Raw genomic sequence first — 14,393 nt, forward strand, 5'->3', positions numbered from 1 at the left:
CCATGACAGCGGGAGACATCTCCGTCCTGCTCGTCGACGACCATGCGGTGGTACGGGAAGGCTACCGGCGCCTGCTCGAACTGAATGCCGACGTGCACGTCTGCGGCGAGGCAGCCGATGCTGCGCAGGCCTATCAGCGTTTTTGCACGCTGCGGCCCGACGTGGTGGTGATGGACGTTTCTTTGCCGGGCGCAAGCGGCATCGAAGCGATGCGGCGCATGCTCGCGCGTGAACCCGACGCGCGCGTGCTGATCTTCAGCGTGCATGAGGAGGCGATCTTCGTGCGCCGCGCGCTCGACGCGGGCGCCCTCGGCTACGTCACCAAGGCCAGTGCGCCCGACGTGCTGGTGGAAGCCGTGCGCAACATCGCCCGGCGCGCGAGCTATCTGAGCCCCGATATCTCGCAGGCGCTCGCGCTGCGCAACGCGTTCAGCGATGGGCCGCCCGGACGGCAGTTATCGGCGCGCGAGTTCGAGGTACTGCGTCTGCTGGTGCAGGGTTATACGCTGCCGAGCATCGCCGAGAAACTGGGACTCAGCCAGAAGACGGTCGCCAATCACCAGTCCGTGATCCGGCAGAAATTCGGCGCCGACAACGGCGTGCAACTCGCACAGATGGCGAATCGTCTGGGGCTTCAGTTCACGGGTTCGGCAAGCCCTGCATGAGCGGGCACCCGCGCGCAAAACAGGAATCCGCCTTGTGGCTTGCTCGCCACGTGAAATTCGCCACCTAGCGCCTCGACGCGCTCGCGCATGCCGATCAGGCCAAGTCCGCTGCGAGGCTTCTCGAGATCGGTCCCGGGACCGTCGTCGGCCATCGTGACGACGATCTCGTCGATGCGCCCGGCGTCGTGCCGGTCCTGAGGCTCCCGGGCTTCGCGCGGCGCACGCACCATGAACACTTCCACACGTGAGGTGCGGGCAAACTTCGAGACATTGGTCAGCCCTTCCTGGACGAGCCGGTAAAGCGTGATGGTCAGCGCATCGCTCAGGTCCGCGAAATTCCCTTCGATCGTCAGCGAGAACGACGCATCCGGCAACCGCTCGCGCCAGCCGTCGACGCAATGCTCGAGCGCGCTCGGCAGGCCGAACTCGTCGAGCCCGATGGGCCGCAAACGCCGGATCATGCCGCCGATCTGCCGATAGACATGGCTCGCACTCTGCATCAGACCAAGCGACACGCGATGCACTTCCGGCTCGCGTCCGCTGGACAGATCGCGGATGCGCGCGGCGTCGAGCGAGATCGCATTCAGGTACTGGCCCAGTTCATCGTGCAGTTCGCGCGCCAGATGCTGGCGCTCGTGTTCCTGCGCCTGCAAGGCCTGATTGGCGAGACGCCGGTTGTCGGCGAGCAGGCGTTCGGCCTGCTCCTCCAGCGCGCAACGGCGGCTCAGCTCGCGGCGCGTCTCGCGATAGCGGCGCCATGCGAACCAGGCAAGACAGACGGAGAGCACGCACAGCGTGCCCGGCAATTCGTCGAGCTGGAAGCGCTCGAGGCCCCGCGTCCAGCGATAGGCGCGTTCGCTCAAATCGAATGTCACGCTCAATGCGGCGGCGAGCACCGTCAGCGCGAGCACCCACGCAAGGTCGCGCCGCACCGTCGAATGCGGCGAAACGGGTCGCGCTGAAGAAGGGTTCGAGGGGTCGCTTGCCATCACCTTTGCATCCGTCACGTTTGCATTCTACTCAGGCCGCTCGCACACGGCAGCTTGTTGCGGCGCGTTTGGGAACGTTTCCCCCCGAGATCGGGAAAAGCTCCCGTGCTTCGCGCGGCGGCGTATGCGAAGCTTTACACACAGAAAGAAAGCGCTACGCATGCCGCAACGCGGCTGCGTTATCGAAGATAGCGTCAATCCGGCCGGAGACAAAACCATGAACGTGCCATCCCGCACCCGCCGCCCGCCCCGCTTATCGGACTTACCCCGTTTCCGGCGGCGTGCCGGCTTCACCCTCTGCTTCAGCGGCGCCCTGGCGGGCCTTCCCGCCACGGCGTGGGCTCAGGCCGAAACGACGGCGCCGCCAGTGGCGGCATCGTCTCCTGCGGCCGCCGGCGCAAGTCCGGGCGCCCCCACGGTGCAGCTCGCGCCCATCGTGGTGGTCGGCACCACACCGCTGCTCGGTATCGGCACGCCCTTGTCGCAAGTGCCTGCCAACGTGCAGACGGTGCGTGCGCAGGACATCGAACGCCAGCACCGTAGCACGCTGGTCGATTACTTCGCGAAGAACCTGCCGAGCGTCGATATCTCCGATGCCCAGGGCAACCCCAATCAGATCAACATCAACTATCGCGGTTTCACCGCATCGCCGCTGCTCGGCACGCCGCAGGGGCTCTCGGTGTTCATGGACGGCGTGCGCATCAACGAGCCTTTCGGCGACGTCGTGAACTGGGATCTGTTTCCGCAGCAGGCGGTCAACACGATCCAGCTGATTCCCGGTTCGAATCCGACCTATGGGCTCAACACGCTCGGCGGGGCGATTTCGATCACGACGAAAAACGGCAAGACCAGCCCCGGCGGCGATGCCGAGGTGACGGCCGGCTCGTGGGGCCGCAAGACTGCCCAGATCGAACAGGGCGGCACGATTGGCGATAATCTGGATTACTACGTGACGGCCGACGCCCAGAACGACGACGGCTGGGCCGAGCGAAATCCAAGCCGGCTGCGCCAGGCCTTCGGCAAGCTACGCTACACCGACGCCGACACCACGCTGTCGTTCTCGGCAGGCGGCGCGGACAACGACCTGCAGGGCACGCAAACCATTCCGCGCTCGTTCCTTGGCAATCCGAAGCAACCCTACACCTACCCGGATCAGAATGAGAACAGCGTCGGCTATGCCACGCTTTCCGGGGATCACTTCTTCAACGACCATGTCGAACTGAGCGGTAACGTCTATTACCGGCAGTTCCTCAACACCAACATTAGCAGCAACAACAACACGGATTTCGGCTCGTTGAATCCGGATGGAACGGTCGATACGCTCCAGGCCACCAACGCGAAATCGACGGTTTCCACCCAGAGCTACGGCGCAAGCCTGCAACTGACCTTGCTCGGGCAGCTCGGCGGCATGCAAAACCAGTTCGTCGCAGGCGTGGCCGCCGACCTCGCCAATTCCCACTACACGGAATCGGAGCAGGATGCGTTTTTCACGCCTACGCGTGCCACGATCGGCGTGGGCAGCTTCTCCCAGCAGACCGATGCCCGAACCCATGACGGCAACTATGGTGTCTATTTCACCGACACCTTGTCCATCACCAGGCAGTGGTCGTTGACGGTGGCGGGCCGCTACAACTGGGCGGAGGCCAACATCGGCGACGAGAGCGGCCAGCAACCGCAACTCGATGGCCACGATACGTTCTCGCGCTTCAATCCGGCCGTCGGCGTCAACTGGAATCCGACCAGCAACTTCACGGCCTACGCGACATACAACGAAGGGATGCGCACGCCGACCGCCATCGAGTTGACCTGTGCGGATCCGGCCGCCCCCTGCTCGCTGCCGAACGATTTCGTCGCGGACCCGGCGCTGCAGCCTGTGATCTCAAAGACCTTCGAGATCGGCGCACGCGGGCGCATCGGCAGCGCCACGAGCTGGAGCGCCGCGGCGTACAGCACGACGCTCGACAACGATATCGAGTTCATCAGCAGCGCGACGAGCACGCAGGGCTTTTTCCAGAACGTCGGGCGGACCCGCCGCCAGGGTGTCGAACTGGCCGGGCGCAGCCAGATGGGGCCGGTCGGCGTGAGCGCCAGTTACAGCTACGTCGACGCCACCTACCGCTCGACCTGGACCGAGAGCAGCCCGAGCAACTCGAGCGCCGACGCCAACGGCAACATCACCGTCAAGCCGGGCGACCATATCCCCGGCATTCCGGCGAACACGGTCAAACTGCGGCTCGACTACACGCCGTTTTCGAAGTGGAACATCGGCACCAACCTGACCTGGCGCGGCGGCATCTACGCGCAGGGCGACGAGAACAATCAGGATGTGAACGGCAAGATTTCCGGCTACTTCCTGATTGATCTGGACAGCTCATACCAGGTGACGAAACAGTTGCAGATCTTCGCGACCATATCGAATCTGCTCAACAAGCAGTACGAAAGCTTCGGCGTACTCGGCGAGAACTTCTTCAACGGACCGAATCATACGTTCGACGGCGCGAACCCGATCAACGAACAGTTCGTCGGACCGGGCGCGCCGCGTGGTTTCTACGTCGGCCTGCATTACGCGTGGGACTAGCGCGATTCAATCGATCCGTCGCTGGCAGGATAGGTAACGATGCCCCAGGCCAGCGGCAGTTCGCCGATCTGCTTGATCGGCTGATAGTTCTGCGCATCGAGCACATAGACTGCATCGGAGCGCCCGCACGCCACCAGCAGCTTCGTGCCGTCCGGCGTGAAGCTGAAGTGCCAGCAACGCTGTCCGACCGGGACGTCGGCGATATGCTCGTAGCTGTGTCCGTCGAAAACCTGGACCGTCTTGTCGCGCGCCGCAGCGACGAAGAGCCGCTTGCCATTCGGTCCGAACGCGACCCCGTACGGCCCGAGCTTCGTATCGACGGTCTTGAGGACCTCGAACGTGTGCGCATCGACCGCGACGAACTTGCTGAGCGACTCGAGCGTGACGATATAAACCTTGCCATCCGGCGACAGGCGGATGCCGCGTGGACGGCCGCCCGCCGCGAGCTTCACGGTTCTGACCGGTGCGCCCGTGCGAGCCTGATAGACCGAGATCGTGTCGTCGCCCTCGTTGGTGACGAGCATCCACTTGCCGTCGCGTGAAAATTCGATGCCTTCGGTTTCATGGCCGCTCGTCACCGAACGAATCACGTGCCACGTCTTCATATCGACAATCGCGATTTCCGCAGGCGGCTTGCTGGCATCGTCGTCGGCACCCGGTTTGCCATTGCCCGCATTGGCCCCACTCGCCGCGGGCGGACCGCCCTCTTCGCCGGGCTCGTAGGTGACATAGGCGTAGCCGTTGTGCACGCGCACGTATTCGGGGTTTTTGCCGATCTTCACACGCTGCACGACCTGGCCCGAAGCCGTGTCGATCACCGCCATGTCGCCGGTATTCTTGTTGGCGACCAGAAGCCGGCTGCCGTCCTTGTTCAGACTCAAGCCGCGCGGGCCGTCTGCGCCGACCGGAAACGTCTTTGTCAGCGACATCTGGTCCAGATCGATCACGCCGACACCGGCCTTCTCGCTCGTCACGTAGGCCGTGGGAGCGGCGGCCCAGGCGGTGCTCGCGGCGAACGCGACCGCCGTGACGGCGGTGGCTAACGTCGTGACTGCGGTGGTAACCGAGGTGGTAACCGAAGTGGCAACAGCCGGGATGACCGCGAAAGGGAGGAAACGCCTGGGGGTTGTGATACGAAACCGTGTCTCCAGCATTGTTGTACTCCGTAGTAAAAGCGCTGCGCCGCGAAAACTCGCGTCATTCAAGCAAAGTAGTCCATCGGGTGACCGTTTGACAACGGGCATCGGACGGGAGATTTTCCCGAATTGATGCGGTGGGCGCTCGCCGTGGCAAATTAAAGGATGTCTTATCGGAGTCGAAAGAATTTCTGAATTCAAACTGGCACCTGTCTCCGCTATCGTGACTGCGTGAACCAGCGAGAGGACCGGACCATGCACGCCTTGATCTTCGACGTCGACGGCACGCTTGCCGATACCGAGACCGTCCATCTGCAGGCCTTCAATGCCGCATTTGCCGAAGCCGGTCTCGACTGGTTCTGGGACGAGGCGCTCTATACGCGTCTTCTCAAGGTGGCGGGCGGCAAGGAGCGCCTGCTGCGTTACTGGCACGTCGCCGATCCGGAAGAAGCGGACGGCATGCGCGTGAGCGAGGTGATCGACGCCGTGCATGCAATCAAGACCCGTCATTACGCAGCGCGCGTGCGGGATGGCGGGTTGCCCTTGCGGCCTGGCATTGCGCGTCTGATTGGCGAGGCGCAGGCCGCCGCCCTTCCCGTGGCAATCGCAACCACCACCACGCCAGCAAACCTCGACGCCCTGCTGCAAGCGCCGTTCGGCCCTGCATGGCGCACCCGCTTTGCCGCCATCTGCGATGCAGGCACGACCCGCACGAAGAAACCCTCGCCCGACGTCTACTTCGACGTGCTTCGGCAACTCGGGCTGAAAGGCGCGGACTGCGTTGCCTTCGAGGACTCCGCGAATGGGCTGCGCGCGGCACGCGCAGCCGGTGTCCCGACGGTCGTGACGCCGACCGCGTACACGTCGCAGGATGACTTCGACGGCGCGTTGGCCGTGCTGCCTCACCTGGGCGAGCCCCATGCGCCGGTTCCTTCGTCTGTGCCGGATGAACCGGCCGGCTGGGTCGATCTGGCCACCTTGCGTCAGTGGCATCGCCACGCGCTGGCCGAGCTGGCATGAGTGCGCAGCGGAAGTCTTTCGTGACCGGCATGCGCCCCAGCGCCGTGCTGGTCGATCTGGACGGCACGATGGTCGACACCGCGCCGGACATCGTCGAGGCGGTCAACCGCATGCTCCACGAACTCGCTACGGCGCCGTTGCCTTTCGCGACGGTCAGCGGCTTTATCGGCAAGGGCGTGCCCAACCTGGTTCGACGCTCGCTGGAAGCGGCTGGGCTGGATCGGCGAGTCGACGCGGACCATGCCCTGAACGTGTTCCATCGCCACTATGTGCGGACCAATGCACGCCTCGGCCATGTTTTTCCCCACGTGGCCGCCGGTCTTGGCGAACTGCAGCGGCTTGGATACCGGCTTGCTTGCGTCACCAACAAGCCGCAGGAACTGGCCGCGCGGCTCCTGCTCACGACCGGGCTCGCCCGCTATCTCGACGTGCTGGTTGCCGGGGACTCAATCGCCAGAATGAAGCCCGATCCCGAACCGTTGTGGCACGCGTGCCGGTTGCTCGACGTGGCGCCTGAAAACAGCGTGTTGGTCGGCGATTCTCCGGTCGACGTAATTGCCGCGCGGGCGGCCGGCCTGCCGGTGTTCATTGTGACCTATGGTTATGCCGGACCGGACGGCCCGGCGGCCCTGGAATGCGATGGTTTGATCGATTCGCTCGCGGCCATGCCGGCGATTCTTGCACTCCGCAAGTGCTCGCCTGACGCTGTGAGGCTGTAACACGAGCCACTCCGTCGCGCCGGCCGGAATGGGAAAATCCGGCTAACGCCAGGCCTTCGTGAATTCTCCGATCACGCGCGCGAGATGCGCCTGCATTGCCGTGCGCGCAGCGGTCGCATCGCGCGCCATGATGGCCGAAAAGATGCGCTGATGGTCTTCCTGTGAAGCTACCCGCAACGCGGGCGTATGGAAGTGCTCCTCGATCTTTTTCCACAGTGGGTCGGCCCGGGAGTTGTCCCACATCGCGGTGACCACGAGGCGGAGCACTTCGTTTCCCGTCGCCCGCGCTATCGAGAGATGGAACTCGCGATCGGCCGCTTCGTTCGCGGCCTTGTCGTCCATGTTTTCGCGCATCGCGCGTAAGGCGGCGAAGATCCGGTCGAGGTCCGAGTCCTTGCGTTCGGTCGCGGCGAGCGCCGCGATCTCGCTTTCGATCACCACCCGCGCGCGCAGCGTCTCGATCGGGCCTGGTCCACGCGGTAGTTCGAATGAGACTGAGCGCGCCTCGGGTGCTTCGGCCACATAGATGCCCGAGCCTACACGCACCTCGACCACGCCTTGCACTTCCAGCGCGATGATCGCTTCCCTCACCTGCGTGCGGCTCACGCCGAAACGCTCGGCAAGCGTGCGCTCGGAAGGCAGGCGGGCACGCGGCCCGACGTCGCCGCCCTCGATCAGATCGTAGATCTGTTTTGCCAGCCCGACATAGGAACGGTCGGCCGCGTCCGCGTCGGCGGCGCGGCCGGGTGGCGTATGCGGAAGATCGGCCATCCAGGATTCCCGAAATCGTCGAAGCCGTCTGGTGGCGGCTAAAGTTCGCCAAAATGGTACACCAATTTCATGTCACGCCGTGTCTTCGTGCCGCAGGCTTCGGCCGTCAAGCGCATGACCGGCGCGGGTTTCAGCTCGATCGGGTGGTGCGTCGGGCGCACTGGTAAACCACTATCGCGCGCGGATTGGTATGCCAGTACTGTCGAATAGGGAGCGTAGGCGCACCCTTCGTTTTGCCTGGAGGAGACGTCTTTGAAGAGGTCATTCCGTTGATCAGCGAGTCCGATTCAGTCCCGCTGCAGCACGTCCGCAAGATTCCCTGCGATACGCACACCGTGCCGGTCATTCCCGACAAGCCATGTGCGCTGGCAATCGGTAAGTTCAATCCAACAGACAGGAGACAACATGCTTTCAGGAATCCAGGTGCTTCGAGCGGCGGCGACCGCGACATTGGCGCTGTGCGCAAGCACGGCTTTCGCGCAGGCATCGATCGTTCCCGGGCCGCCCAGCGATCCCACATGCATGGTCCCATGGAAGAGCGACACGAAGTTCGTCAAATATCCGAAGAAGAGCGGGCCCTACCGGATCGCGCTGGTGAACGGCTATATCGCGAACACCTGGCGCATCCAGATGATCAAGACGGCCAAGGCCTACACGGCGCAACCGGCCGTCGCCGCCAGGCTCAAGGAATTCAAGGTCGTCTCGACCGGCGAAGACGTGCCGGCGCAAATCTCGGCCGTCAACAACTTCATCGATGCCGGCTATGACGCGATCATCGTCGACGCGCAGAATCCCGCCTCGTTCGGACCCGCGATCCGTCGCGCGAAGAAGGCCGGCGTCGTGCTGATCGCGTTCGACAATACGCTCGACAGCGAGGACGCGATCAACGTCGACGTCGACCAGTATGGGCTCGGCGTGCTGTGGGCCAACTGGCTGGCCTCCCATGTGTCGAACGGAGGCAAGGTACTCGAGATTCGCGGGGTGGCGGGCACATCGGTCGATACCGACCGGCACAATGGCTTCCAGAACACGTTGAACGCAACCGGCAAGAAGTGGAACGTTGTCCAGGTCTACGGCAAGTGGGACGACGGCGTCGCGCAGAAGGCCGTGGCCGACGCGATTGCCGTGCAGGGCCATTTCGATGGCATCTCCGCGCAAGGCGGCGACACCGGTGTCGTGCGCGCGATGCTCGACGCGAAGCATCCTTTCGTGCCGTTCGGCGGCGAAACGGAGAACGGCTTTCGCAAGCTCTGTGCGCAGTACGGGAGCCAGGGCCTGAAGTGCACGTCGGCGGGTAGCGGTCCCGCGCAGGTGGCCGTGGCGATCAAGACGGCGCTCGCTGCGCTGGACGGCCAGACGATTCCGGTCGCGATCAAACTGCCGCTCGACGTTACCGACGATTCGAAACTGAAGGCAGGTGTCAACTATTTCCCGGATGAGTCCGATAACTTCTTCGTCGGCAACTCGTTTCCGACTTGCGGCATCAATTTCTCGGCGCAGGAAATCATGAAGCAGAGCCAGGGCAACCAGTGATCGGGTTGGTGCTGTGACGTGACGGCAACCATCTTGTATGGGATCGGAGACCAAGCATGCGGCAGGACGAGGAGCAGCCGTTCTTTCAGATGTCCGGCGTGTCGAAAAGCTACGGCGGCGCCGTCGCGCTGGATAGCGCGGATCTCGCGGTCAGGAGCGGCCGCATCCATGCGGTCCTCGGCGAGAACGGCGCGGGCAAGTCCACGCTGCTGAAGGTGATGTCCGGCGTCGTGCAACCTGACGAGGGAACCATGCACCTCGACGGTCGTCAGGTCTCCTTCGCGTCGCCCTCCGAGGCGAATGCAGCAGGCATCGTCTGCGTGTATCAGGAGCTCTCGCTGATCCCTGATCTGAGCGTGGCGGACAATATCTTCGCTTCGAATCCGCCGCGACGCTTCGGCATGATCGACCGCCGGACCCAGCGCCGCCAGGCCGAGGAAGCGCTCGCCCGCGCAGGCGCGGCCGACATCAATCCGCTCGCCAAAGTCCGCGACCTGCCGCTGTCGCGCCAGCAGATGGTCGAGCTCGCGAAGGGGCTGGCGCACGAGCCGCGCATCCTGATCCTCGACGAGGCCACGTCGGCCCTGACCGCGGCCGACGTGGCGCGTGTCATTGAAGTGCTCAAACGTCTGCGCGACGAGGGACTCGCGATACTCTTCATCTCGCACCGGATGCACGAGGTGAAGGCCCTCGCGGACGAATGCACGGTGTATCGCAACGGCCGTCATGTGATGAGCTTCGAGGCCGGCACGCGTACCGACAATGACGTTGTCGAAATGATGATTGGCCGGAAATATCAGCACGCCTTCCCGGATAAACCCGCGGACGAGCCCGGGCGGCGCCTCGCCGCCGAACCGGTTCTCGCCTGTCGTGATCTCGCGTGGAACGACACGCTGCAAGGCATCAGCTTTTCGCTGAAGCCCGGTGAAATTTTCGGGCTCGGCGGCCTCGACGGACAAGGTCAGCGCGAACTGCTGCTCGCCCTATTCGGCGTGTTGCGCGGCTGCACGGGCAAGATCGAGATCGACGGCGACGCCGTGTCGATCACGAGCCCCGTGGTCGCGCGCGCCAACCAGATCGGTATGGCGCTGATTCCGGAGGACCGCAAAACCGAAGGCCTGATGCTGCCGATGTCGGTGCGCGAGAACCTGTCGTTTGCCGCGCTCGATCGCATGTCCACCGCAGGCGTGATCGATCGCGATCGCCAGCAGTCGTTCGTCGACCGGATGATGGAGCTCCTCGCGATCAAGTCGTTCAGCGTCGATGCGGCTGTGGGTTCGCTGTCCGGCGGCAATCAGCAGAAGGTAGTCATCGCGAAGTGGCTGATCCGGCAGCCGAGAATCCTGCTGCTCAGCGATCCGACGCGCGGCATCGACGTCGGCACCAAGCAGGAGATCTATCAATTGCTCAGGCGTCTCGCCGACGAAGGCGCCGCCATCGTTTTCTATTCGACCGACTATGACGAGCTGATCGGCTGCTGCGATCGCGTGCTCGTTCTCTACGAAGGCAGGATCAAGAAGGAACTTGCCGGGCCGGAGATCACGGAGCAGAACCTGATTGCAAGTGCACTGGACCTGCCCGTCGGCCAGGTTTCGCCTTCCACGGGAGTCGCGCTATGAGCGGGCTGCGTTACTGGTATGCGGAAAATCGCGGGACGACGTTCGCGTTCGGCCTGTTCGTGCTGATGTTCGCGATCTATCTCTTCAACTATCCATCGACGTTGTCGTCCAATGTCTTTCAGACGGCAGCGAACAAGGCGGTATTGCTGGCGCTGGTGTCGATGGGCCAGGCGCTGGTCGTGCTGACCGCCGGCATCGACCTGTCGATCGGCATGACGCTCGTGCTGACGAATTGCGTCGGATCGTGGATCATCACGGGTGATGCGCTGCACAGCGCGCTCGGCATCGTCGGCGTGCTTGCGGTCGGCGCGCTGTGCGGCGCGCTCAACGGCATCATCATCATTTTCGGCCGTCTGCAGCCGATCGTGACGACGATCGCGACGGGCGCCGTCTATTATGGGCTGGCGCTACTGCTGCGCCCGGTTCCCGGCGGATCGATCAACGAGGACCTCGCCGACGCACTGACCGGCAAGGTCACCGGCGGCGTGCCGGCGAGTCTGCTGATTCTGCTCGCGACTGTGGTGATCGTCTGGATTCCTTTCAAACGCTCGGTAATCGGGCGCGCAGCGTACGCGACCGGCTCGTCCGAGTCCGCGGCTTTTCTGTCCGGCATGCCGATCCAGCGCGCGAAGTTCGCGAGCTATACGCTGGCTGGCCTCCTCGCCGCGATCGGCGGCCTCTTTCTGACGTTCTTCACGGACACGGGAGAAGCGAGCCTCGGCAGTGCCAACTCCTATGCGTTGTTCTCGATCGCCGCCGTGGTCATCGGCGGCGTGTCGCTGCTCGGCGGCAAAGGCAGCGCCATCGGCGCGATCTTCGGCGCATTTGCATTCCGCTCCATCGGCGACCTGCTGTTCGTGTTCAACGTCGATGCGCTCTGGCAGCCGCTCTTTCAGGGTGTGATTCTGCTGCTCGCTGTCGCGATCGGAGCATGCGGGCTATTCAGGGTGCGCAACCGTCTGGAGTGGTTTCAATGAGCGACGTTTCCGCAAGCAGCCGGACCACGTTCCTGTCGAGGCTCACGCGCAAAGTCGATCGTCCGATCGTCATCGCGTTCGCGTGCATCGTCGCGCTGCTGCTTGTCGGCGGGATGTATTCGCGCAGCTTCATGTCGCCGGAATACATTCTGCTGCAGCTGAAGGTGGGCGCGTTCCTCGGCATCATCGCGACCGGCCTGATGATGGTGATACTTCTCGGCCACATCGACCTGTCGCTGCCGTGGACGATCACGGTCGGCGCGATGATGGCGTGCGCCGTCGCGGGACATGGCGAACTCGGGGGCATCCTCGCGATTCCGGTTGGGATCGGTTGCGGCGTGCTGATCGGCATCGTCAACGGCATCCTTGTCGCGCTGCTGCGCATTCCGTCCATGATCGCGACGCTCGCAACCAATGCGGTCGCGCAAGGCATCATGATCGTCTACACGGGGGGATCGTCGCCGCAGGATTCCGCGCCGCACGCGATGCGATGGCTCGCGGCGGGCTGGCTCGTGCCGGGCGTGCCGAATGCCGTCGCGCTGTGGGTGCTGATCGGCGCCGCCACGATATTCCTGCTGTCGCGCACCACCTTTGGCCGCACGCTGTACGCGATCGGCAATACGGAACGCGCGGCGTATCTTTCAGGCATCAATACGCGGCTCGTGACAGTGGCCGCTTTCGCCGTGTGCAGCGGATTCGCGGCGTTCGGCGGCGTGCTGCTCGCGGGTTATGCATCGAAAGCGGCGCAGTCGATGGGCGATGCTTACCTGTTGCCGGCGATCGCAGCGGTCGTGCTTGGAGGCACGTCGATTCTGGGCGGCCGCGGTTCGTACCTCGGCACGGTCGCCGGCGCGATCCTCATCACGCTGCTGCAGTCGATCCTCTCGGTCGCGCAGATGCCAGAGGCGGGACGGCAGATTATCTACGGCGTGGTGATCGCGGCGATGCTGCTCCTGTATGGGCGCAGCAAGCGGGAGGCGTAGGAGCAAGCGGTGGCCGATTGCTGTTCGCGGCGCGGGCTTTACGCGTCGCCAGCTTCATGAACTGGACTCACCGTCTTTCCTCGACGGCCAGATGCGGGCGCAGTGCGAGCGCCAGCGGAAAGATCGCCAACGCGGTCAGGGCCGTGGCAAAAGTGGCGCCGTGTACGCCGATCCGGTCGCCAAGAAAACCGTAGATAACCGGCGAAATGGCACCCGACGCTATCGTGCCCGTGTAAAACAACGCGAATGCACGCTCAGTACGTTCGGGGGCCGCCATTTCCGGAACTGTTCCATAGAGCACCGAGGAAGTACCGTTGAGCATCACGCCCAGAAGCGGCAGCAGCACCATGGTGAGCACCAGTGGGAGAAACATCACGGCGACGATGCAGGCTGCTGTACCGCCCTCGGTGACCAGCACCGTGCCTATCACTCCCATGCGTGCTCCAAGCCAGCCACAAGCGAACTTGCCGGCCGCACCGCCGATAAACACCAGCGCTAGCGCAGTCCCCACCATCGGCAGCGAGACGCCTTTTGCCTTGAGCAAGAACGGCAAAAAGGTGAGCAGCCCCATGCGCACGGCCGTATCGAGCACACCAATCGCGAACAGCAGGGAAAAACCGCTTCCCGCGGTGCTGCGACGGTGATCGGGCGCCTCTACGTCCACCGGCGCAGCGCGCGGGATAGACGGGAAAAATAGCGCGATGACCGCGGCAATTACGCAGCCCAATGCGGACACAATCCACAACGCGTGACGCCACGGCATCATGGTCACGAGCAGCGAGATGGCGGCCGGCAGTGCGGATTTACCAACGTCTCCGGAAAAATTGTAGATGCTCAGAGGTCCTCGGGCGTTGCGCCCGTAGGTACGGGAGACGGCGCCCGAAGCGATCGGGTGTTGCGTGCTCGAACCGCTGCCCGAAATCGCCAAAGCCACGCACAGACCAAGCAGGCCGCCTGACATCCCGGCGACTGCATAGCCGAGCGCAGCCAGCAAAGTACCGAGGGCCAGCGTGGCACGGCTGCCCAGCCACTGCGCGAGGCGCCCGGCAGGCAGTTGGAGGGTAGCCATGGTGCCGGCATAAATACCGCGCAGGATCGCCAGGGCGGCAAAATCAAGACCAAAGTCCGCCTGCCACACGGGCAGCAACGCATAGATCATGTCTGTGTAGCCATCGTGCATCGCATGCGCGACGCACGAGAGCCACAGCACGCGCGAGCGTGACGGGGCGACCTGTCGACCCGCTGAGTCGGTCTGCTGTGTAAGCGACGGGGAAAAATCGGGCAAGCGCATATCAATCCTCTTGTCACAAGGCGAACCGGAAAGGCCCGTCGCCGTTGGGTGTTCAGGCTCCATGTGGCAATTTTATGACGGGGCGACGATGTACTTCAATTGAGCTAATATC

At 63.8% G+C, this 14,393-nt stretch carries 12 protein-coding genes; 8 read left to right on the forward strand and 4 right to left on the reverse strand.

Annotation, left to right across the window (positions count from 1 at the left end):
• Positions 1 to 2 precede the first annotated feature (2 nt).
• The gene (locus P3T20_RS27560) at positions 3 to 665 is read left to right on the forward strand and encodes a response regulator (RefSeq protein ID WP_074264716.1); all 663 of its coding nucleotides are present in this window, start codon (positions 3 to 5) and stop codon (positions 663 to 665) included.
• Here the strand turns inward: P3T20_RS27560 and P3T20_RS27565 are convergent.
• Positions 635 to 1,654, reverse strand: a complete 1,020-nt coding sequence (locus P3T20_RS27565; protein ID WP_429288421.1) for a histidine kinase — start codon at positions 1,652 to 1,654, stop codon at positions 635 to 637. The two genes, P3T20_RS27560 and P3T20_RS27565, sit on opposite strands and share 31 nt — an antisense overlap.
• 217 nt (positions 1,655 to 1,871) lie before the next feature.
• On the opposite strand from P3T20_RS27565, the gene P3T20_RS27570 reads away from it, so the two are divergent.
• Positions 1,872 to 4,232 (forward strand): TonB-dependent receptor, encoded by a 2,361-nt coding sequence (locus P3T20_RS27570; protein ID WP_429288422.1) that lies wholly within the window; start codon positions 1,872 to 1,874, stop codon positions 4,230 to 4,232.
• Here P3T20_RS27570 and P3T20_RS27575 read toward each other — a convergent pair.
• On the reverse strand, positions 4,229 to 5,386 hold the full coding sequence (locus P3T20_RS27575) for a beta-propeller fold lactonase family protein (RefSeq protein WP_429288423.1): 1,158 nt from the start codon (positions 5,384 to 5,386) through the stop codon (positions 4,229 to 4,231). The two genes, P3T20_RS27570 and P3T20_RS27575, sit on opposite strands and share 4 nt — an antisense overlap.
• Before the next feature lie 237 nt (positions 5,387 to 5,623).
• Between P3T20_RS27575 and P3T20_RS27580 the strand changes: the two genes are divergently transcribed.
• Together P3T20_RS27580 and gph are read left to right on the forward strand one after the other, a co-directional pair.
• Positions 5,624 to 6,388 (forward strand): HAD family hydrolase, encoded by a 765-nt coding sequence (locus P3T20_RS27580; protein WP_429288424.1) that lies wholly within the window; start codon positions 5,624 to 5,626, stop codon positions 6,386 to 6,388.
• The gene (gene gph / locus P3T20_RS27585) at positions 6,385 to 7,107 is read left to right on the forward strand and encodes a phosphoglycolate phosphatase (RefSeq protein ID WP_429288425.1); all 723 of its coding nucleotides are present in this window, start codon (positions 6,385 to 6,387) and stop codon (positions 7,105 to 7,107) included. The genes P3T20_RS27580 and gph overlap by 4 nt, the downstream gene beginning before the upstream one ends.
• A gap of 42 nt (positions 7,108 to 7,149) precedes the next feature.
• On the opposite strand, the gene P3T20_RS27590 is transcribed toward gph, so the two are convergent.
• Positions 7,150 to 7,878 carry a FadR/GntR family transcriptional regulator gene (locus tag P3T20_RS27590; RefSeq protein ID WP_429288426.1) on the reverse strand — a complete coding sequence of 243 codons (729 nt, stop codon included), beginning with the start codon at positions 7,876 to 7,878 and terminating at the stop codon, positions 7,150 to 7,152.
• A gap of 405 nt (positions 7,879 to 8,283) precedes the next feature.
• On the opposite strand from P3T20_RS27590, the gene P3T20_RS27595 reads away from it, so the two are divergent.
• Genes P3T20_RS27595 through P3T20_RS27610 form a run of 4 tightly spaced genes read left to right on the forward strand, consistent with a single transcriptional unit; the run spans position 8,284 to position 12,990 of the window.
• Positions 8,284 to 9,411 carry a sugar ABC transporter substrate-binding protein gene (locus P3T20_RS27595; RefSeq protein WP_429288427.1) on the forward strand — a complete coding sequence of 376 codons (1,128 nt, stop codon included), beginning with the start codon at positions 8,284 to 8,286 and terminating at the stop codon, positions 9,409 to 9,411.
• 56 nt (positions 9,412 to 9,467) lie between these two features.
• Positions 9,468 to 11,030: a sugar ABC transporter ATP-binding protein gene (locus tag P3T20_RS27600; protein WP_429288428.1), complete on the forward strand. Its 1,563-nt coding sequence runs from the start codon at positions 9,468 to 9,470 to the stop codon at positions 11,028 to 11,030.
• Positions 11,027 to 12,007 (forward strand): ABC transporter permease, encoded by a 981-nt coding sequence (locus tag P3T20_RS27605; protein WP_429288429.1) that lies wholly within the window; start codon positions 11,027 to 11,029, stop codon positions 12,005 to 12,007. Before P3T20_RS27600 ends, P3T20_RS27605 begins: the two co-directional genes overlap by 4 nt.
• On the forward strand, positions 12,004 to 12,990 hold the full coding sequence (locus tag P3T20_RS27610; RefSeq protein WP_429288430.1) for an ABC transporter permease: 987 nt from the start codon (positions 12,004 to 12,006) through the stop codon (positions 12,988 to 12,990). Before P3T20_RS27605 ends, P3T20_RS27610 begins: the two co-directional genes overlap by 4 nt.
• A gap of 67 nt (positions 12,991 to 13,057) precedes the next feature.
• Here the strand turns inward: P3T20_RS27610 and P3T20_RS27615 are convergent, their stop codons facing one another.
• Complete coding sequence (locus P3T20_RS27615; RefSeq protein WP_429288431.1) at positions 13,058 to 14,281, reverse strand: MFS transporter; 1,224 nt, start codon at positions 14,279 to 14,281, stop codon at positions 13,058 to 13,060.
• Positions 14,282 to 14,393 lie beyond the last annotated feature (112 nt).

Origin of the sequence: Paraburkholderia sp. GAS206C, from assembly GCF_050435645.1 — a bacterium.
Classification (GTDB): Bacteria; Pseudomonadota; Gammaproteobacteria; order Burkholderiales; family Burkholderiaceae; genus Paraburkholderia; species Paraburkholderia phenazinium_B.